Consider the following 21,470-nt stretch of genomic DNA (forward strand, 5'->3'; position numbering starts at 1 on the left):
TTAATATACAACATTCCCCAGACTATGTCACGCCATATCCCATACCGAATCCACGCACCCCCAGTACCACATCCCCAGGATATATCCGCGTATATGGATACCCAGCACAACGCCCAACAACGAAAAGCACGCTTCGCGAACTTTTCATTGCCACTCAATAAAAAAGTACTTTATCCCGCTTGTAATGATATGACACCTGCAGGAGGTGTCATATCATCCACTCGGAATAAAGTACTATCACAATTCTATAAACTACCAGACGCGTAAACAGAATCCTTCGCGGCACAAGCCGTGGCTGCAACAATACCGGCCCTGCCGTCCGCGTCCTCTTTCCTCAACTTAATTTAATTTAAAGATCAAAAGGCTGAACTTCATCTCTCTCAATTAAAAACGTTACCGGTCTCAGTCCGTCTGTACAGCAGCCTACCTCAACTCCGTCTTCTTTCGTCCAGGGTGCGTAGGAACCGCCTCGGCTGATTGTCAGCATCTGTGGGTAAAGAGCAGCCCATGCCTGAGGACAGAAACCCTCCGGACATGTCATAAATGCATCTACGATAATTTCCTGGCCCTCTTTAAAGCCTCCGCATGGTTTCAGTTCTTTTCCGATTGATAAATATTTCTCTGCCAGTTCCGGATAGATTGCTGTCTTTAATACTGTTAATTTTACTTTATACATTTCTGCCATGATTATATACCCCTTTTTTCTTTCATTGATTTTTGTGTAATAGTTAAATTCTTTATCTCAGCATATTCTTTACATTTACGTTATCATCTGTTCCGGGCGGCAGACCGCCCGTCTGCGGCGCTCGTTTTCCCACCGATTCCGGCTATAAGCTTTACGGCAGCCGGATGACGCCCGGCTATCCGGTACCCCTGTCAATACGCCAGAATTCTGGCCGGGTTATCGATCATGATACTCCTGATTGCATAGTCGGACACACCGCCGTATTGTTTGAGCGCCGGTACTGCAAATTTGGTAAGACGGCAGTAGCCTTCCCCGCCACATCGTCTGGCCATTGTTTTGACGCACATATCGGTGCCCAGTACCATCTGCCGGCAGTGGCCTTCATTAATCAGTTTAACAAGGCCGGCCAGTTTCATATAATCCGGATTTGACTGGGAACCCAGGGCCTCCAAGTCAATCTGGCCCGACATGAACTCCACGGATACGTTGGCGCCCGCTGAAAGGATTGCTTTCGCCACATCCAGGTTAAGAGCCCAAAGCTCCGGATACCGTATCATCTCCGACAGTCCCCTGTTGTTTGCCATCGGAACATGGGCAATGACAATCTTCTCCGCCGGAACGCCTTCCTCCCTCAGGACTTCCACAATCTTCCTTGGATCGCCTCCTCCCTGGCCGCAGGGATGAACCGTAATCGACATTCCCGTATCCTTTGCCATCTGGCCTCCGGCCCGCAGGGACATCTCCTCTCTCCTTGTGAAGCTTGAAAGCGCTATTTTTACACAGCCGGGTTTCACTCCGGTATCCTCGATGCCGTTTTCAAACTCCTCCATCATACGCTGATAGAAATCGGCTGTCTTCCAGTCGTCAAAACGTCCCATCCAGGATGATTCAATATAAAAGCCGGTGGCCGTGATAATATTGACCCCTGTCTTTTCTGAAATTCTTTTAATAGCCGCCACATCCAGGCGGATTCCCGGAACGCTCAGTTCCAGCAGGGAATCTCCTCCCGATTCTTTATAATCGGCAACTTCTCCCGTCATGACTTCCTCATCGTCAAGATTCATTGCATCCTGGCACAGAGTAAAGTTGCGTTTTAAAAGGCCGATATTTTCCAGTGAAATCTTGTCTTCCCATTGAATAGGGAGATTCTTCGGCATCGAAGGGCGGCAAATCTCTCCCATATCGGTCCCGTCAAACATCACATGTTCATGCATATCGGTATATCCTAATTCCTCCGGTGCAATGTCACCGCACACAGTTGTAATTCTGGGCATAGTATCCTCCTTAAATTAAACATAATGATTCCGTACTTTCATAGCTGCCTCATTGCTCTCAGCCGTTGCCCTCCATTAAATGGCAGGCCGTAAGATGTCCGTCTCCGCATGGGTGGAGCTTCGGATTTTCTTTTTTGCACCGCTCCGTCGCATACTGACATCTCGGATGGAAGGGACAGCCGCTCGGGCGGTTGGCCGGGTCGGCAATATTTCCTTCTATTACCTGCAGACGGCTTGCCTTGGTCTGAAGCGTCGGAATACAGGTGAGAAGCCCCTTCGTGTAGGGATGCTTCGGGTGTTTAAACAGGTCGGACGTATAGGCCTCCTCCACAATCTGGCCGCTGTAAAATACAACAACGCGGTCGGCGACGTCGGAGATTACGCCCAAATCATGCGTCACAATCATAATGCTCATTCCGTAATCGCCGCGGAGCTTTTTAATCAAATCCATAATCTGTGCCTGGATTGTCACATCCAGAGCCGTGGTCGGCTCGTCCGCCAGCAGAATCTGCGGTTTACAGGCCAGGGCCATGGCAATCATAACCCTCTGGCGCATTCCTCCGGAAAGCTGGTGGGGATAGTCATTGATCCTCTTTTCCGCATTGGGAATCTCCACCTGTTTGAGAAGTTCCAGGGCCTTTGCCATCGCCGCATTTTTCAGCATTCTCTCATGCAGCATCAGGCTCTCTGCAATCTGCGGTCCGATTTTGATAACCGGATCCAGACTGGTCATCGGTTCCTGGAATATCATGGAAATCTCTTTTCCCCTGATTCTGGTGAAATCCCTCATCGGCATATCCAGAATGTTCTGGCCTTTGTAATAGATTTCCCCTTCTATCTGTGCGGGCGGCGTTTTGACAAGGCGCAGAATCGTCGACATCGTAACGCTCTTACCGCATCCCGACTCTCCTACAATGCCCAGAGTCTCACCTTTGCCCAGTGACAGGTTCACGCCGTTTACAGCATGGATTGCTCCGCCGTCCATTGGAAATTTTACGAACAGATTTTTTATTTCCAAAATTTTATCATTATCCAACTTCGTACCTCCTAAAGCGTTACTGCCGTTATTTTAATTTGGGGTCCAGATAATCTCTGATACCATCGCCCAAAAGATTGAATGCAAAGATTGTCAGTGCAATCATCAGTCCGGCGAAACCTGCAATCCAGGGCGCGTTGAATATGTAGCTCTTGCCTTCGCTGATAACAAGTCCCCAGGACGGTGTCGGCTTCGGAATGCCGAATCCCAGATATCCCAGTGAGGACTCCGCCATTATGGAACCGCCGACGCTGAATGAAAGAATAACGAAAATCTGAGGCAGCGTATTCGGAAGGATATGGCGGAACAGAATCTTGCTGCTCTTTGTGCCCATGGATTTCGCCGCCATAACATAGGTTCTCTCCCCCACGTTCAGGGCCGCGCCTCTCGTGACACGGTAAAATGCCGGTATTAACGGTATTCCCAGTGACAGACACATGTTGAGAACGGACGGCCCCAGAGCGATTCCGATCAGCAGTGAAAGCAAAATCGACGGGAACGACATGAACACGTCCATGACACGGCCCAGGGCAAAGTCAAAGGGACCTTTAAAATATCCGCCCATCAGACCGAGAACGGAACCGAGCACCAGGCCCAGCGCCACCGCCGCCAGGGATACGGTCAGGGAAATCCTGGCTCCGTAAATAACTCTTGTCCAGACATCGCGCCCAAAGTTGTCGGTGCCCATAATATGTTTGGCGCTGGGCGGCTGCAGCTTATCGGAAAGCGTTATCGTATCAAATGCATAAGGGGTCAGAAAATTGGCAAAAACCGCCAGACAGACGATGACAGCCAGGATAAGCAGGCCGGCCGCAATCCCCTTATTTTTCTTTAAAAATTTAATCATAGCTTTATCCTCCTGCCTATTCCTGTACAATGCTTAAATCCAGTTCCCCGGCCCTGTGGCAGGCGACCTGATGGCCCGGTGAAAACTCGGTAAGCTCCGGCTCCTCACAGCGGCATACATCCTTAACAAATGGACATCTGTCCTGGAAAATGCAGCCCTTTGGAGGGTTCATGAGGTTCGGAAGATCCCCCTGCAGAATCAGGCGTTTCGTCTTCACGTCGGGATCCGGAATCGGCACTGCCGAGAGAAGGGCGCAGCTGTATGGATGGAGACAGTTTTCAAACAGCTCATCCTTATCAGCAACCTCTACCAGCTTACCAAAATACATAACCCCAATCTTATCGGAAACAAATTTTACCACTGCCAGGTTGTGGGAAATAAATACATAGGTCAGGCCGTTTTTCTCCTTTAAATCCAGAAGAAGGTTCAGTATCTGCGCCTGGATGGAAACGTCCAGCGCCGATACGACTTCATCACAGAGCAGCAGTTTCGGCGACAGGGCAAGGCTTCTGGCGATACAGAGCCTCTGTCTCTGTCCTCCCGATAACTGGTGGGGATAGCGGACCATCAGTTTCTCGGGCAGTCCCACTTCCTGAAACAGCTCTTTTACACGTTCGTTTATCTGCTCCCTGCTGTAGCCGAAATTCTCCATCGGCTCGGCAACAATCTGTTTTAAATTAAACCGTGGATTCAGGGAGTCGTAAGGATCCTGGAAAACGATCTGCATGTCCTTGCGGATTGCATCCAGCTGCCGCTTCGGCATGTTTGTAATATCCTGGCCGTCGAAAACGACCTTTCCCCCCGATGCTTCCATCAGTTTCATAACCAGCTTCGCCAGCGTGCTCTTCCCGCAGCCGGATTCTCCAACGAGTCCAAAGGTTTCTCCGCGTTTTACAGAAAAGGACACCTGATTGACAGCCTTGAATACTGTTTTATCAAATAATTTTCCACTGCTTGCTTTATAATATTTGCATATATTTTCTACCTGCAGGATATCGTCGTTATCCTGCACACATTCCTGCATTACACTCATTGTCCCAACTGCCTTTCTTCACTATTTATCCGACTGAACACGAATTCTCGGATCGATGATGCTGTACATGACATCCGTCAACAGGTTTACGACGATCAGCAGGATGGCAATAAATACAGCCGTTCCCTGTACGACGGGATAATCCCTCTTAGTCACCGCATCCATCAGAAGCTTTCCGATACCGGGCCTGTTGAAGACAGTTTCAATGACGATTGAACCGCCAAAACTGGACGCCAGGTTATAGCCGATGATCGTGGCGATGGGGATTGCCGCGTTTCTCAGGGCATGTTTGAATAAAACGGCTTTCTCGCTGAGTCCCTTTGCCCTTGCGGTCCTGATAAAGTCCTCTCCCATTACCTCCAGCATGCTGGAACGCGTCGTACGTATGGTCAGGGCGCTTCCGCCGAGCACCATGGTAAGCACGGGAGCCACAATAGTCTGGAAATAGTTGGCGCTTTCACTCTGGATGCCGATAACCGGTATCAGCTTCAGCTTCACGGCAAGCACGACCAGAACGATAATCGCCACATAGAACGAGGGCAGAGACATTCCTATCGTGCTCATGCCGCTGATAACGTAGTCGGGCCATTTGCCCCTGTGTACGCTGGCCACTACTCCCCAGATGATTCCCAGAATCGAGTTCAGTATCATTCCCCAGAGCACCAGCTCCAGTGTACGCGGAAAACGTTCTTTCAAAAGCACCGTCACTTTTTTGTGGGACGACAGGGATTCACCCAGGTCACCTGTGAGGAATTTCTTTACGGCAATTCCCATCTGTGTAAGCATCGGTTCATCCAGGCCGTTCTGCGCCCGGAAGAGTGTGATCTCTTCCGGGGTTGCAGTCTTTCCAAGCATGACGGAGGCCGGATCTCCGGGAACCATCCTGATAATCAGAAATACCGCCAGGAACACGCCTAAAATGGTCGGAATCGCCATCAAAACACGCATACCAAAATATTTTTTCATAGACTACTCCTTAACATAGTAACTGCACAACCGTTATTCCTCGATGTATGCCTCCCGGCATGTCAGCATCAGACCCGTTGTAATCTTTAAATCTTTTACTTTCGGATTCACAACCTGGTGGATGGAATAGGTGGTCATCGAGTAAAGGCAGCCTGAATCCATGATATTCTTCTGTGCCTCATTGTAGAGTTCCGCTTTCTTGGTCAAATCGTTCTCTTCCACTGCCGCTGCAACGAGTCTGTCGTATTCCGGATCGTTGTATGCAATATAGTTGATGGTGCTTTCGCTTGTAAACTGTTTTAATACGTTGTCAGGAATAACAGGGCAGGAATCCCAGAACAGGTAAATCGGGATTTCTCCGGCTTTTGCCTTATCCAGCCATACACCGAAGTCTACCGTCTGAAGGTTTACTTTCAGGCCAATCTGTGTCAGGAACTGCTGTACCAGTGTGGCCGGGCCGGAGCTCAGTGTATCGTTCGGGGAGTACATGTCAATCTCAAAGCCGTTTGGATATCCCGCTTCTGCGAGGAGTTCTTTGGCTTTTTCCGGGTTGTATTCCGGATTCCAGTAATCTTCCAGTGCGTAACGGCAGAATGTCGGAAGGAAACCTTTGGACACCTCTTCCGTTCCCTTGAAATATTCGTTGCAGACCATTTCGCGGTCGATGCTGAGTGCAATTGCCTCACGGACCTTCGGATCATTTAACGGTTCAAAGTTGGCATTGATTCCGATAAAGGACTGCGCGGAGTCTCTGGCGTTAAGAAGTACATAAGTGTCTGGATTTGCCATGTATTCTTCAACTTTTTCCAGGTTATTTACGTCATATGTATCGATTTCTCCCGCCTCCATTGCATTGGCGAGTGTTACATCGTCCGGAATTACATAGTATTCCACGCGATCCAGTTTGGCTTTCTGTCCCCAGTATCCGTCGAATTTAACCGTGCTGTATTTCTCTCCCGGCACACCGCCGTCTTCCAGCATGAATGGGCCTGTTCCAATCGGGCGTTTCTGGTATTCTTCCAGTCCCATCTCTTCCACTGCCTTCTGGCTTGTGATGGTGAGGTAAGATCTGGCAACCTTATCAGGGAAGAACACATCTCCTTCTTTTAAGGTAAATACTACGGTGTAATCATCCGGGGCCTCCACCTTATCAATGTTCGTGAGGCCGAGATTCGTCGCATTGGTCGCCGTGTTGTTGATGGCCGGATCCGAGAGGCGGCCGACTGAAAATACTACATCGGAAGCTTTCATCTCGCCGTAATCATAGTGGAACTGCACACCCTGGCGGAGTTTAAAGGTATAGGTCTTTAAATCATCGGAAGTTTCCCATGATTCTGCAAGAAACGGAGCCGGTTCCTGATTCTCGTCATACTGAAGAAGTGACTCGAATACGTCCGGGCCGAACTGGAAGGAAATGCCTGAGAAGGTAGCCGGATCAAAATTGCCGTTACCGGAATCCCAGGTTCTGCCTACACGAAGTACGGAGCCGCCTGAACTGCTCCCGCCATTTTCTGTTTTTGCTGATGAGGATTGTGCCGCATCCCCGGACGTACTGCCGGAACATGCGCTTAAAGAAGCTGCTGCCGTAACTGCGGCCATAAGCAGCGCAAGATATTTCCTGTTAGATTTTTTCAAACTCTTGATTTCCTTCATTTGCCTCTCTCCTTTTCCACTTAAATCGTTAGCAGGAACGGAAGCAATGACTGAAATACTGATATCCTTACTGTAAAGCCTTAGAATTGCTTTCATAAAGCAACGAAAAGCACGCTTCGCGAACTTTTCATTGCCACTCAACAACAAAAAGCACGCTTCGCGAACTTTTCATTGCCACTCAACAATAAAAAATATGCCCGGCATATTTCTCACTGCCAATCAACGATATAAGGCGCAATACTCCGGCCTTATACTATCGTCAATTAAAGGTAAGCAAAACGTTCCGAAATTCCACACACATTCGATATTTCAGATTGCTTCACTACCAATCCTGACTAGAGCTTTCATCACATGAATTTTAATCTGTTATTTAAGCTCTCCATCAGTAACTTGTCCAAAGTTTACTATTTTTTTTGTAAATTGTCAATATATATTTGCATTTTCTTCGCAAGTTTATTTTCCGTCTTTGGCTTCTGTCGTTGATTTCTGTAAAATGAATGTTTTTCCAAGTGTCAGTATTTCGTCCTCGCCCAACTTCAGGGAAGCCAGAAAAGCGACGAGATCATCGGCCTGTTTCTCCAGATCTTCCACACCTTTCTCCCTGCTCTCCACATAAGTTCCGCTCCCACGCACCTGCCTGATAAGACCTGCTTTCTGAAGTTCGGAAAACGCCGCCTTTAAGGTTCCGCGCGCCACCCCGTAAAGATTACAGAGTTCTCTTTCCCCGGGAAGTTTCTGGCCTTCCTGCCACTGCCCGGACTCGATTCTTCTCCTGACATCATCCACAATCTTTCCATAGACCGGTGTTTCTTTTCTCTCCGTCATCGCTTTCTCCGCTCCATAAATCCCTTAATCTGCTCCAAAGATTCCTTTGTCACTCCGTAATTAAACACAATATAGCGGCTTCCCATCATCCTCATCTGCCCGATGATCTCTTCTTCCTGCACGGACACAAGCCATATGATGTCATCGGAACGGATGGCCTTTTTCTTATCCGCCCACTCTTCCTTCTGGCAGAGGTAAAAGGTATTATGCCTTCCCAAAAGGGCAAGGGTATGACTGATGTGCATCAGAAAATCCTGGCTGTCATAGACGATGCCCAGCAGACAGTCGTCATCAAGCTCCCTAATCTCTTCCTCCTCCGTGTCGGGTACGGCCAGCCTCACCTGCAAAAGTTGTTTCCCGGCCAGTTCCGCCACGGGCAGCACCTCTTCGAAGTGGGTTTTCGTAGTAATCCAGAGAGCCTCCTTCGGAATCACCTCTCCGGCCCTCACACCGCCGACTTCATAGTAGGTAATGTTAAACTTCCACACCTTCAGCAGATCTCTGATTATATCGCCTGCAATCTCCGGCGTGCAGTCGATCATGGCCGCCTCCTCCGGGACATCGGCCACAAAAAAGCGGCTGCAGGCTTCACTGAGCAGCCGGTAAGTTTCCTCGGGACCAAGTCCCTCTTTTGCGCACTTGTCTCCAAACAGAACCATGTGTCTGAGACCGGGCTGCCAGCCCTGCACATAAGTGCCGCTGCCATGGACTCTCCGTATGTATCCTTCCGCCTCCAGCTTATCAAATGTCTTCCTGACCGTACCCTTAGCCAGCCCCGTCTCGCTGCAGAATTCGGCCTCCGACGGCAGCCTGTCCCCCTGTCCGTACTCCCCTGCCTTTATGGCTCCTATAATCTGTTCGGACATCTGCATATATGCAGGCTTGCTGCCCTTCATATCAATTTTTATCCTCATAAATCAATCCCACCTTATGTTTTGAATTATACTATATTTTCGTAAAAAAATATACCTTTTCCGACATTGGGCTAGATCATTTTCTGTTTCTATGCACAAATATTAAAACAAGCTGTCTGTTTTCTGAAATGACTTAACACGCTTTTTTGTGTATGATCCGATCAACAGCATATTTCTGATAATTTACAAAATAATTTAATGTTATCAAAAACAATGAGAAGTACGCACTGCAGACTTTTTATCGTCAATCAATCATTGCATGACGGCATGCAGAAATTTATTTATGAAAGGATGTAGCAGACTTATGATGTATCCAAATTTATTTTCACCTATCAAAATTGGCTCTCTTACAATTCGAAATAGAATTGAAGTGGCACCCATGGGCGTCTCCGATCTCACGCCGGAAGGTTATCTTACTCCGGCTAATATAGCCCTCTATGGAGAACGCGCAAAAGGCGGCGCCGGCATTGTAACCATTGGAGAAAGCCTCGTAGACACAGTTACGGGCAAAGCACACGGACGCATGGTTCCCCTCGATTCAGAAGAGATACTCCCCTATCTTATCGACTGTACCGACGAGATTAAACGCCACGGCGCCGTAGCCTCCATTGAACTGATTCATGCCGGACGCCGCGCACACCCTCAGTATACGAACGGCAAGGTCTACGGCCCCAGTGCGGGTGACTGCATTTACGGCGGCCAGGTCATCGAGATGGATGAAGCCATGATCGAATACATCGTGGAAAAATTCGGTGATGCCGCAGAGATGGCAAAACTGGGCGGTGTCGATATGTGTATGGTACACGGCGGCCACGGCTGGCTTTTGGGACAGTTCTTATCTCCCGTCAACAACCAGCGTACCGACCGTTTCGGAGGCAGCCTTGAAAACAGGGCCAGAATCTCCATGATGGTCATTGATAATATCCGTAAAAAATGCGGCAAAGATTTCCCGATTGAATACCGTATCAGCGGCGACGAATTTATGCCGGGCGGTTTCAACCTGGATGAGGCTATTGAACTTTCAAAAATGCTGGACGGCAAGGTGGATTTGATTCACGTATCCGCAACCAGCTTCCATGATAAGGACGCCGCACAGAGAATGTTCCCCAACACCTTCCTTCCGAGGGGCTGTAACGTTTATCTGGCGGAGGCGGTTAAAAAAGCAGTGAAGAACACACCGGTAACGACCGTAGGCGCGCTCGACGATCCGGAAGAGCTTGAGAAAATCATCAGCTCCGGCACCGCTGACATGGTGGCCATGGCCAGAGGCATCGTAGCCGATCCCTATTTCCCGGTAAAAGCCAAAACAGGCCATGCGGACGACATCACACCATGTATCCGCTGCAACTACTGCCTGAGCGGCAACTTTGTTCCTTACATAAAATACCCGACCAGGGTCAGCCGCTGTACCGTTAATCCGCTCTGCGGCAGGGAACTGGAAAGCAGACAGCCGAAAAAAGCTCCTGTCAGCAAAAAAGTTGTCATTGTAGGCGGAGGCCCATCGGGCATGCAGGCTGCCGTAACGGCCAGCGACAGAGGCCACGACGTAACACTTGTTGAAAAATCTTCCGTTCTCGGCGGCGCTTTAAACTACGCTGTCCGCCCTGACTTTAAAAAAGATATTAAAAAGCTGATGCAGGTACTGGAAAACCGTGTAAAGAACCGCCCAATCGAGGTTCTGATGAATACGGAGGCAACCCCGGAACTGATAAGCACCATCAAACCGGACGCACTGATTATCGCCGTCGGCGCCGCTCCCGCCGCTCCTCCGATTCCCGGCATGGATAAACCCTTTGTCCATCTTGCCGCCCATTTAGAGGATGACGTAAAGATCGAGGGACCGGTTGTCGTAATCGGAGGCGGACTTGTCGGCTGTGAGGAAGGCCTTCACCTGGCAAAGGAAAAAGGATATGACGTCACAATCCTTGAGATGAAGGACGCCGCCGCCACCGATGCCCCGTTCCTGCACTGGAGAGCTCTGATGATCGAGCTTGAAAAGGAAGAAAAACTCACGCTGCGGACTCAGATTACATGTTCTGAAATTGCAGACGACGGAGTACACGGAACAGACGCAGAAGGAAACGCAGTGGTATTCCCTGCAGGAACCGTTCTCGTCGCTGCCGGAATGAAGGCATTAAACGACGTAACCGACAGTCTGCGCGGCTGTGTCGATGAATATTATGTAGTCGGCGACTGCAAGAAACCGGCCAAGATTCTGGAAGCGCTTCATTACGGCTACTTTGCAGCCATGGACTTATAAAGGTCTCAATCCATCATTTTTATATCAGGCGGTGAAAAGCATGTATTACGGCTTTTTACCGCCTCAAACACGAATAATCCGTACGCACCGCGCGCGGGTTACATCACCATAATTAAAGGAAAAGGAGTTTCACCTCATGCAGATTGGACACAGTCTCACCGAGGGCAGCGTAAGAAAACAGCTGATACTCTTCAGCTTCCCCTTCTTCCTGTCCAGCCTGATTCAAAATCTGTACATGACTGCTGACATGCTGATCGTTCAGTGGGTAGGCGGAGCCGCCGCCAGTTCGGCAGTCGGCATCGGCGGCGAGGTTGTATCTGCTTTTACATTTTTAATTATCGGTTTCGCTTCGGGCGGAACCGTCTTAATATCCCAGTATGTCGGAGCACAGCGCAGGGAGGATGTAGAAGAGACCATTGGAACCTTGCTTACTTTGTTTGCCCTTTGTGCCGTGCTTATGACATCCGTCATGTACCTTGCAGCCCGCCCTTTCCTGATACTCCTGAAAACTCCTGCCGAATCATTTGACAACGCCTGCAGCTATATGCGCATTTGTATGCTTGGCAATTTCTTTGTCTTCGAATACAATGCCATCAGCTCGGTTTTAAATGGAACCGGCGACTCCAAAAGGCCCCTGTTCTTTGTGGCCGTTTCGGGAACGCTCAACGTGTTCCTGGATTTGCTGTTTGTCGCCGGATTCAGGATGGGACCGGACGGTTCCGCCTGGGCCACGGTTATCTCCCAGGCAGTCAGTTTTTTTATCTCCGCAGTATACCTTGTCAAAAAGAGCAATATTTTCCGGCTGTCACGCAGGAATTTACGGCTCAGGCGGGCAAAAGTCTTTCTCATTATCAAGATTGGCTTTCCGGCCGCCGTCCAGAACAGCATCTCCTCCGTCTCTTTCATGTTTTTGACGGCCCTGATCAACCAGTACGGGTACGCCGCTTCGGCAGCCGCACAACTGGCAAGCAAATTCAACAACATTGCCATGCTGCCCAGCTCCGCAATGTCGGGAGCCATGGCCGTCATGACGGGACAGAATATCGGCGCAAAGAAACCGGAGCGCGCCCTCTCCTGCCTGAAAGAGGGAATCGGTCTTTCCCTCCTTATCGGTATCCCTCTCTTTCTGGCAACCATTTGTTTCACACCGCAGTTCATGAGTGTACTTGCCCGGGGTGAACCGGACGTGATACGTTACGGCACCCTGTACATCCGTGGCTTCTGTGCGGACTATCTTCTGACTGCATTCGTGTTCTCGGCCAACGGTTTCATCAACGGAACCGGCCACACGCTGATTACACTGTGCAGCAACACGCTCCAGGGACTCATTATCCGGGTCCCGGTCGCCTACCTGCTCGCCCTTGGATTTCATATGGGGATCCTGGGGATTGGAATTGCAGTCCCGGCGGCCACCCTTGGAGGGGGAATTCTTGTATTTTTCTACATCCTTTCCGGGAGATGGAGACAGCATGTGACGGTAGACTGAGGTTACAAAAATATTGCAAAAGGCGGTGGAAGCAGATGCTCTCCCACCGCCTTTTGATTCTGTATCTTTATTTTCCTCTTTTATCTTGAATGAATATCATTCATTGACTTTCCATAAAATCTGCGCTATACTCTATCTTATAAAGAATCAATTAAACGGCATGGAGGGACCATATGGAAGAATTCATTTTATCGCGCTGCGGCACGGAACTGGGTGAGAAAATCATTGCGGACGCCGGTAAAAGGCGGCAGGACTTAGAACGCTTCTGCGGGGGAAAAAGCGCTTCCCAGCAGGATACCATGAAAACGGCAATCCTTCCCAGGATAGCGCTTTACCAGGCTTTACAGGAATTTATGACCGCCCGCGAAGCCTATGACGTTACCTGGACTTATACCAGGACGGTGCTGTGTCCTCAAAAAAACAGGCAGTATTTAAAAATGGAACGCATCCCCGGATTCTATCATCTCTTTAAGCGCGTATTCCTTTTTTCCATGTCGCACAGCGAAAACTGGCGGACGGAGCCAGACCCTCCTTCCAGGAACGGCTTCGGATTTACGATCCATAAGTGCCTCTGGTACGACACCTGTGTGGAATGCGGCTGTCCCGAACTCTGCAAAATCTTTTGCGACAGTGACTGGGAGAATTTCAGAGGGCTGGCAAAGGTCCAATTTAAGAGAACACAGTCTCTCGGTACGGGTGGGGAGCTCTGTGACTTCCATTTTGAGAAAAAGCATAAATAAACCGTGGGACGTGTTATAATAGAGACTATATGGTATCTGAAAAGGAGAAAAACAATGAAGAAAACAATTTTATTTGTGATTCTGGAACAATATGCGGACTGGGAGGCGGCTTATCTGTCTTCCGCCCTCTATATGCTCGGCCAGGCAGAATATGAAGTCAAAACGGTATCCCTGGCCGACGGGGCCGTCCGGTCTATCGGAGGATTCCGCGCCCTGCCCGACTATACGGTAAACTCCGTCCCCGACGATTATGAGGCCCTCGTTTTAGTCGGCGGCTTATCATGGAGAGAAGAATCGGCGCTGCGGGTTAAGCCGCTCGTCAAACAGTGCCGTGAAAAAGGCAGGGTATTAGCCGGTATCTGCGATGCCTCCGTTTTCTTAGGCGCCTGCGGTGTATTAAATGACGGAAAGCATACCAGCAATGATCTGAATGATTTGAAAGCATGGTCGAAAGAAGCATATACGGGAGAGAAAAACTACGTACTTCAACCGGCAGTGAGCGATCGGAATATCATTACCGCAAACGGCACGGCGCCTCTGGAATTTGCAAAAGAAGTTCTCCTCACCCTGAAAGCCGCTCCCGAAGATAAAATTATGGAATGGTTCCAGTTTCATAAACAAGGACTGTACAATGCTCCGCTGCCAAAAGATGTAAGTTTTGATTAACTGAGAAGCCATTGCAAAAGCAGATTATCCGGCTGTTTTTACAATGGCTTCTCTTTTTATGCTCTCCTCTCTCTTCCCGTCCGGCTGCTGCCGTACCCTCTTTCGTCTGCCCCATTCCTCTCCTGTCCACCTTCCCCCCATCCGGTCCGTATCCCATAGGCTGCACTAAAATAATATTTCCGGCAGCCCGCGACAATTTCCTCATCCGCGAATTATGGACTATATTAATTTAAAATTATGGTATATACTAATCAAAAATATATTTTTTCTTTTTATACAATTCTTCTAAAAATCCAAAGGAAAATAGAGTAAAACCACGAAAATAATGATGGATATTGAAAATTATTATGCAAAATGCTATCATAAGGATATACCAAACAAATCAACGCCTTCCCGGGAAAAAGGTAAATTCCAAAATTAATGTATACCAAAAAAAGGAGAAGTATTATGACATCACAATATCCACATTTGTTCAGCCCGCTTCGAATCGGCAACATCACACTGAAAAACCGTATTGAAGCCGCCCCCATGGGAACAGATCCCAATAAAACGGGTTATCTGTCTCAGGAGAACCTGGCGGCCTATGAAAGAAGGGCAAAGGGAGGAGCCGCCGTCGTGACGAGGGGAGAAACTCTGGTACACGCCCATACAGGAAGCGCCCATGGAAATTTATGCAATCTGGACAACGAAGACTTTATGTGTTCCCATCTGCAGCTTACGGATCGGATCCATCAGCATAACGCACTGGCAAATATTGAAATTCTTCACGCCGGCGCCCGTGCACATCCTCAGTTTACGAACGGGGTTATCTACGGTCCCAGTGCCCAGCCGGGCGTTTACGGCGTCGATGTAACTCCGATGGATGAAGATTTTATGAATGAGATAGCCGATGCCTTTGCCCACGGCGCCTTCGTGGCAAAATACGGCGGTTTCGATATGGTAATGGTCCACGGCGGCCACGGATGGCTGCTCAGCCAGTTCCTGTCACCGCTTTACAATACGCGAACCGACCGGTACGGCGGTTCGATTGAGAACAGGGCAAGATTCCCTCTCATGGTCATCGACCGTATCCGCAAGGCCGTAGGACCTGATTTCCCAATTGAATTCCGCATGTCCGGCGACGAATTCATACCGGGTGGTTACGGGCTTGACGAGGCCGTGGAATTCGCCAGAATGCTGGACGGCAGGGTAGATTTAATTCATGTCTCCGCCACCTCCTTCCGGGATGTAAACTCCGGCTGCCGGATGTTCCCATCCGCATTTCTGGACCATGGATGCAATGTCTATCTGGCTGAGGCAGTCAAGAAAGCGGTGAAGACCCCGGTCGCCACGGTCGGCGCACTGGCCGACCCGGCTTACATGGAGGACATTATCGCATCCGGCAAAGCCGACATCGTGGTAGTGGGACGTCAGATCCAGGCGGATCCTGATTTCCCGAACAAGGTAAGGGCAGGGCGTTTTAACGAGGTAAGGCCCTGTGTCCGCTGCAACCACTGCCTCTCTCTCGACTTCGTGCCTTATGTGGATATGTGCTCCGGCATTTCCGAATGTACGGTTAATCCGGAAATAGGCCGGGAACTGCAATCATCCATGTATGAGCCGAAACCGCTGCCGAAAAAGGTGCTTGTCATCGGCGGAGGCCCGGGCGGCATGGAAGCTGCGTTAAAAGCGGAGTCCCAGGGGCATGAGGTAATTCTCGTGGAGAAGAACAGCCGCCTCGGAGGAATGCTGCATGTCGCTGCGAGAGAAATCCCGTTCAAACAGGATTTGAAACGGTTTACGGAATACATGATCCGCATGGTGGAACAGAAATCCATCCTTGTCATGCTGAACACAGAGGCCACACCGGAGCTGATAGAAAAAATCTCGCCGGACACCGTAATCTGCGCGGTGGGCGCGGAACCGGTGATCCCGAATATTCCGGGACTCGACAGAAAAGAAGTATTCAAAGTGACGGACCTGGACCGCCCGGACCTCCGCTTCGGCGATAAAATCGTTGTGATCGGCGGCGGGCTGCTGGGCTGTGAGGAAGCGCTCTCTCTTGCAATGGAGGGAAAAGATGCAACCGTCCTGGAGATGATGGATGATGTGGCGAAGGATTCCGATATTCTCCACAAAAAAGCCATGATGCTGGAATACGGCAAACGGAAGGACCGCCTGCATGTTGTGACAGGCGTAAGATGCACCCTGGTTGACGATGACGGCGTCCATGTTACGGACGGGAATGGGAATGAAACGGTTTATAAAGCCGATTCCGTTATCCTGGCAACGGGAATGAAGGCAAAAATCGGGGAAGTGGAAAAACTGCGGACCATGGATGCTGAATTTATTCCTGTCGGAGACTGCGTGAAAGCCGGCCAGGTCCGCCAGGCCATCTGCGGCGGATATTTTGCAGGCAGGAACGCATAACGGCGCATAACAAAGAGAAGGTATCGAACCAACACATATTAAGGGGGAAATAATATGTCTGAAATGACATCGACCAAAGAGCTCAAGAGAGTGCTCGGAAGAAAGGAACTTTTATCAATTGGAGTTGGCCAGACCATCGGCTCGGGGATCTTCGCCATGGTCGGCATCGGAATTGCAATGACCGGCAGATCCGCCAGTATCTCCATGCTGATCGCGGCTGTATTTACCATTCTCACCGATTTACCGCTGCTGTTCGTTGCCGGAACGGTGCGGCTGCGAGGCGGCTTTTACACCCAGCTTGCTCTTCTTGCCAACAATGTGAGCGCGGGATTCTTCGTAATCGTACATATTTTGTCCTGGACCGCTCTGGCGATTTACGCTATCAGCTTTTCCGATTATATGCTCGGTCTGCTTCCGGCCGTGGCGCCTTACAAAACCCTCATCGCCGTTGTCGTAATGACGATATTTTATGTAACGAACATGATGGGAATTGAGGGGGCTGCAAAGCTTCAGAACGCGATGATGGCAATCCTGGTGGTAGCGCTGACGGTATTTATCGCCTACGGACTTCCGCGGGTGACGCCCGATTACTTCGCACAGCCGGAGTTCATGACCGGAGGCATCAGGTCCGTTCTTTCGACCGGCGCCCTGTTTACCTGGGCGGTTGGCGGCGCCAATGTAGTCATCCATCTGGGCGCGGAGTGTAAAAATCCGACCAGGGATATCCCGTTTGTCATCATTGCCGCAACATCAATTATCGCCTTATTCTATGCAGGACTCGTGGTAGTGGCTTCCGGCGTCCTGCCCGTATCGGTAGTGGCGGGCCAGCCCCTCACACTCGTATCGGCGGAGGTTCTTCCCTACCCGCTCCATGTATTCTTTATCGTGGGCGGCGCCATGTTTGCCCTCTCCACCACGCTCAACTCGGCCCTGAGCTGGGTGACAAAGCCAATACTCCAGGCCTCTGTCGACGGCTGGTTCCCGGCAAAAATGGCTACGATCAGCAAAAAATACAAGACACCCGTCGTGATCCTCACCATGTTCTACATTGAATGCATTGTCGTGATTCTGTTTAAGGTGCCGATCTCCACGCTCGGAAACCTGGCGGTTATCCTCAGTAACGTATTCTTTGCAATCCTTGCCTGGAGCGCGGGAAATCTTCCTGACAGGATCCCGGAGCTCTGGGAAAAATCGAGATTCCATGTGAGCCGGAAAGTACTCAAAACCTTTTCAACCATCGGATTTATCTCCCTGGTGGCACAGACATTCCTGCTCTTCAGCGACCTGACTCCCTGGGAAATCGTCGGTAACGTTGCGGTTCTGATCTTCGGCGTCGGATATGCGTATTTCCGTGAGAAGTCGGGAAAGGTACACATGGAGGTCAGCTACGAGGAGGCATAGAAGCCCGCACTTCCGGCGGCGCTGTCTATGCGTCAGTGCAATACATACAAAATGAGATCGTAACAGCCGCCCGTAACAGGGCGGCTGTCTTTAAAAGGAGTTTACTATTATGAATAATCGTTTTAAGGGCCTCGTCTGTGCGCTCAGCTCCGCCGTCCTGTTCGGCCTGTGCCCGGTATTTTGCAAGTATTCTTATGAAGAAGGGGGCACACCGCTCTCCGTAACCTTTTTCCGGGCCTTCGCCGCCATCCCGTTTCTGTTTGCTTTCATCCGGTACCGGCGCATGACATTCCGTGTGAAATTTAATGAATGCCGGGACCTGCTGCTTGCGGGCGCCATGGGAATGACCGCCACCGCTCTCCTGCTCAGCGGCTCCTACGCCCGTATCGGAAGCGGGCTTGCCACAACGCTGCATTTTACCTATCCCGCCCTGACATCGCTGTGCGGCGCCATAATCTTTCGCGAACGCTTAAACGGAGGCGCCAGGGCCGCGCTTCTGCTTGTGACCGCAGGCGTGGTATGTTTCTCCTGGAACACCGCCTCGGCCGCTCCCCTTGGTGTGGCTCTCGCCCTGCTCTCCGGCATGACCTACACCTTTTATATCATGTTTTTAAGCCACTCCTCACTTCAGGAGATGGACACCTGCCGGCTCCTGTTTTTCTTTTCTATTATAATGGGCATTATCGTCGGAGTTTACGGCCTCCTGTCGGGCGGCTTCTCGCTCACAATGACTGCCGCGGGTTACGTTTTTACGGTGATCAACTCCCTCTGCGCCATGATTGCGGGACTTCTGTTTCAGGAAGGCGTGCGGCTTGCAGGCGGCGCTGCGGCCGCCATGGCCTCGGCTCTCGAACCCGCCACCAGTGTGCTGTTCGGCGTCCTCCTCTTTCACGAACCGATGCACCTGCCGGAACTGTTCGGTTCGCTCTCCGTACTGGCCGGGATCCTGCTGCTGATTTCTCCCAAAAAGGGAAAAGAACCGGAGACGGCGTAAATTTAGTCTTCCCGGTCCTTTTCCCCTTCTCCGCTCCACTTCTGCTGAATCCGCTTCTTCAGATGCGCCAGAGACCCGTTGTCGATAATCTGCTGAAACGTCAGGCAAAAAATATTGTGATCCATGCAGTATTCAAAAATGCGCCTTACTTCCCCCTCCTGATACGATAAATCCTGAGGCAGGATCACCGCCCTACGTCCGGTATTCTGTTCTAAATAAATTCCCGCCTCCTCAAGAGGCACATAGACGATTTTCCCCTGTACTGCAAATTCCTCCAGGTAACACTGAAGGCTGAATCGGTACAGTTCGCTTTTGTAGACTGCAATAACCTGCATATCCGGCTCCAGCCTGGCGATCCGGCTGATTGTCTCCCGGCTGATCGTCAGGACCACCGTATCTATCTCAAACCGGGGCGGCTCCCCCTTTTCGCGCTCCCATAACTGCATCACTTCGTCATAGTGGTTAATTGTGGTTGCCACAATATCATATCCCCCTTCCGACAAAAGATCGGGGTTTTGTTCCAGGTCATCCATGAGCAGGGGAGTGACGAGAACATTGCAGCTTTTCTCAATCTTCTCGGCCGTATCCTTTAATATCTCGTCGCTGCAGTCGATCCATACCAGTCGGAGCTTTTCCGACGCCGGAAGGTGCTCCCAAATCTGTTCCAGAAACAGATATTCCGTTTTGTGCCAGGAAAGTCCGCATTCCTTAAGTCTCACGATGTACTCCCGCGCCTTTTTTTCCGCGTCTTTCTCCCGGAGCTTTGTATCGCGGCTCTTCACGTAGATTCTGCCGTTTTTACCGTTCCCGGCAATCCCGCGGCGCGATAGCTCCTCGTAAGCCCGCTTTACCGTATTTCTGGCCGTTCCTGTCATCTCACACATTTTCCGCTCCGAGGGGAGATGCTCCCCCTCCTTTAAAAAACCGGTTTCGAGCTGTCTTTCCACCCAGTCGGCAATCTGGCCGTAAACCGGGATTCCGGAGCTCTTATCAATTTCAAATGTCATATGATAAACTTTGCCTCCCTGGTCTGTATTCGTTCCAGCGTCTGCTTCAGATGGATAAGGGAACCTTTATCGATCTTAATCTCAAAGGGAATCGACAGACAGCCGACCTTCTGCGCCCTCACAATGAGCTGTAGAATTCCCGGCCCGCTGTAATCCATGTAATCGGGCGGAATGATGAGCGGAAACTTCTCATAAATATAGCGTTCATCCTCGCTCGTGAAACGCTCCTCACTGATGCAGATCAGTTTATTCTTTTTGCCGAATTCCTTCAGCACATACCGTACCTCTTCCAAAAATTCACGGCTCCTGTAGATGACGCAGATATCCTGCCTGTCGGGCAGAACCGCCAGACGGGCGATTGTCTCACGGCTTTCTCTGAGCGATATCCTCTCCGTCCTCAGGCGGATGGAATCCGCGTAGCTGATGAATTCATCATAATACTTATGCGATACAAGGGCCAGGTCAAAATCGGCCCCCGGCACCGTTTCCCCCGAGAGAAGTCCGCCGATTTGGTACGGTGTTACGTCCAAAAAGGGAAACTGCTTCAGCTCCGTCATCACATAATGCATGACCTCCGGATTACTGTCCACAAGCGCTGCCCGGATCCTCCGGTCGCTGCAAAACACCTGTCCGCTCTGTTCCCGGATAATGGAAAAAATCCGGTTCATCTTAAGTCCGCACTGGGACAGCTCCCTGACCGCTTCCGCGATAATCTCCTCCGGCGTTCCGCTCTCCGGCAGCGCCTCTTTTGCCTTCCCCGAAACATAGGCTCCGCCACCGCGCACCTTATAGATATAACCCAGTTTTTCCAGCTCCGCATAAGCTTTCTTTACCGTGCCGACCGACACTCCTTTTTGTCCGGACATGGCGGCTTCGGACAAAAGGCGCATACCGCTTTCTAACTCCCCCGCCTCAATCTGTTTCCTGATCTCATCGGATATCTGTCTGTATAACGGGATTTTTTCATCCCCTGTCTCTCTATGTTCCATAAGCTTCCGTTCTCCAAATAACGCCTGATATAACAATTCTATGATAATTTACCGGTTCCCGCAAGACTTCTTTTTAAGTGGAATTCTTCCATAACTAAAAGATACCATTTTAATAAGGTAAAGTCATTAAAGAAATGTGACTTATTGATGCAGGATTCATCTGTGTATTTGATAAAATGATGTAGTCCAAAGAATTGGATGGCCGTATTCCGCATTTGTTTCGCAGATTCCCGATAGTAACAACGAAAGTTACGCTTCTCGAACTTTTCATTTCCACTCAGTAAA

18 protein-coding genes are annotated in these 21,470 nt (G+C 50.1%); 7 read left to right on the forward strand and 11 right to left on the reverse strand.

Annotated elements, in window-relative coordinates:
• Positions 1 to 349 precede the first annotated feature (349 nt).
• The 9 genes from QZT18_RS02835 to QZT18_RS02875 all read right to left on the reverse strand — a co-directional run bounded on the left by QZT18_RS02835 (position 350) and on the right by QZT18_RS02875 (position 9,233).
• Positions 350 to 685, reverse strand: coding sequence for a TIGR04076 family protein (locus QZT18_RS02835; protein ID WP_227033299.1), 336 nt, complete (start codon positions 683 to 685; stop codon positions 350 to 352).
• 191 nt (positions 686 to 876) lie between these two features.
• Entirely contained in the window at positions 877 to 1,959 is a 1,083-nt protein-coding gene (locus QZT18_RS02840) for a phosphotriesterase (protein ID WP_294143992.1), read from the reverse strand.
• A 58-nt stretch (positions 1,960 to 2,017) separates the two neighbouring features.
• Positions 2,018 to 2,995 carry an ABC transporter ATP-binding protein gene (locus QZT18_RS02845; protein ID WP_294143994.1) on the reverse strand — a complete coding sequence of 326 codons (978 nt, stop codon included), beginning with the start codon at positions 2,993 to 2,995 and terminating at the stop codon, positions 2,018 to 2,020.
• Between the two features lie 28 nt (positions 2,996 to 3,023).
• On the reverse strand, positions 3,024 to 3,842 hold the full coding sequence (locus QZT18_RS02850) for an ABC transporter permease (protein ID WP_294143996.1): 819 nt from the start codon (positions 3,840 to 3,842) through the stop codon (positions 3,024 to 3,026).
• Positions 3,843 to 3,858: 16 nt separating this feature from the next.
• On the reverse strand, positions 3,859 to 4,875 hold the full coding sequence (locus QZT18_RS02855) for an ABC transporter ATP-binding protein (protein ID WP_294143998.1): 1,017 nt from the start codon (positions 4,873 to 4,875) through the stop codon (positions 3,859 to 3,861).
• Positions 4,876 to 4,896: 21 nt separating this feature from the next.
• Complete coding sequence (locus QZT18_RS02860; protein ID WP_294144000.1) at positions 4,897 to 5,841, reverse strand: ABC transporter permease; 945 nt, start codon at positions 5,839 to 5,841, stop codon at positions 4,897 to 4,899.
• 33 nt (positions 5,842 to 5,874) lie between these two features.
• Entirely contained in the window at positions 5,875 to 7,494 is a 1,620-nt protein-coding gene (locus tag QZT18_RS02865; protein ID WP_294144002.1) for an ABC transporter substrate-binding protein, read from the reverse strand.
• 453 nt (positions 7,495 to 7,947) lie between these two features.
• Positions 7,948 to 8,319, reverse strand: coding sequence for a GntR family transcriptional regulator (locus QZT18_RS02870; RefSeq protein WP_294144004.1), 372 nt, complete (start codon positions 8,317 to 8,319; stop codon positions 7,948 to 7,950).
• A complete protein-coding gene (locus QZT18_RS02875; RefSeq protein ID WP_294144006.1) occupies positions 8,316 to 9,233 on the reverse strand; it encodes a GntR family transcriptional regulator in 918 nt (305 codons plus the stop codon). Before QZT18_RS02875 ends, QZT18_RS02870 begins: the two co-directional genes overlap by 4 nt.
• A 304-nt stretch (positions 9,234 to 9,537) precedes the next feature.
• Between QZT18_RS02875 and QZT18_RS02880 the strand changes: the two genes are divergently transcribed.
• From QZT18_RS02880 to QZT18_RS02910, 7 genes are all read left to right on the forward strand, one after another.
• Positions 9,538 to 11,493 carry an FAD-dependent oxidoreductase gene (locus QZT18_RS02880; protein ID WP_294144008.1) on the forward strand — a complete coding sequence of 652 codons (1,956 nt, stop codon included), beginning with the start codon at positions 9,538 to 9,540 and terminating at the stop codon, positions 11,491 to 11,493.
• Between the two features lie 136 nt (positions 11,494 to 11,629).
• Entirely contained in the window at positions 11,630 to 12,979 is a 1,350-nt protein-coding gene (locus QZT18_RS02885; protein WP_294144010.1) for an MATE family efflux transporter, read from the forward strand.
• A gap of 173 nt (positions 12,980 to 13,152) precedes the next feature.
• A complete protein-coding gene (locus tag QZT18_RS02890; protein WP_294144012.1) occupies positions 13,153 to 13,719 on the forward strand; it encodes an L-2-amino-thiazoline-4-carboxylic acid hydrolase in 567 nt (188 codons plus the stop codon).
• Between the two features lie 54 nt (positions 13,720 to 13,773).
• Positions 13,774 to 14,385 (forward strand): DJ-1/PfpI family protein, encoded by a 612-nt coding sequence (locus QZT18_RS02895; RefSeq protein ID WP_294144014.1) that lies wholly within the window; start codon positions 13,774 to 13,776, stop codon positions 14,383 to 14,385.
• Between the two features lie 447 nt (positions 14,386 to 14,832).
• On the forward strand, positions 14,833 to 16,794 hold the full coding sequence (locus tag QZT18_RS02900) for an FAD-dependent oxidoreductase (RefSeq protein ID WP_294144016.1): 1,962 nt from the start codon (positions 14,833 to 14,835) through the stop codon (positions 16,792 to 16,794).
• A gap of 54 nt (positions 16,795 to 16,848) precedes the next feature.
• Complete coding sequence (locus tag QZT18_RS02905) at positions 16,849 to 18,195, forward strand: APC family permease (protein ID WP_294144018.1); 1,347 nt, start codon at positions 16,849 to 16,851, stop codon at positions 18,193 to 18,195.
• Positions 18,196 to 18,304: 109 nt separating this feature from the next.
• On the forward strand, positions 18,305 to 19,189 hold the full coding sequence (locus QZT18_RS02910) for a DMT family transporter (protein WP_294144020.1): 885 nt from the start codon (positions 18,305 to 18,307) through the stop codon (positions 19,187 to 19,189).
• A gap of 2 nt (positions 19,190 to 19,191) precedes the next feature.
• Here QZT18_RS02910 and QZT18_RS02915 read toward each other — a convergent pair whose 3' ends face one another.
• Complete coding sequence (locus tag QZT18_RS02915; protein WP_294144022.1) at positions 19,192 to 20,196, reverse strand: GntR family transcriptional regulator; 1,005 nt, start codon at positions 20,194 to 20,196, stop codon at positions 19,192 to 19,194.
• A complete protein-coding gene (locus tag QZT18_RS02920) occupies positions 20,193 to 21,185 on the reverse strand; it encodes a GntR family transcriptional regulator (protein WP_294144025.1) in 993 nt (330 codons plus the stop codon). Before QZT18_RS02920 ends, QZT18_RS02915 begins: the two co-directional genes overlap by 4 nt.
• Positions 21,186 to 21,470: the final 285 nt, after the last annotated feature.

Origin of the sequence: uncultured Clostridium sp. (assembly GCF_900547735.1) — a bacterium.
In the GTDB taxonomy this organism is placed as follows: Bacteria; Bacillota; Clostridia; order Lachnospirales; family Lachnospiraceae; genus Otoolea.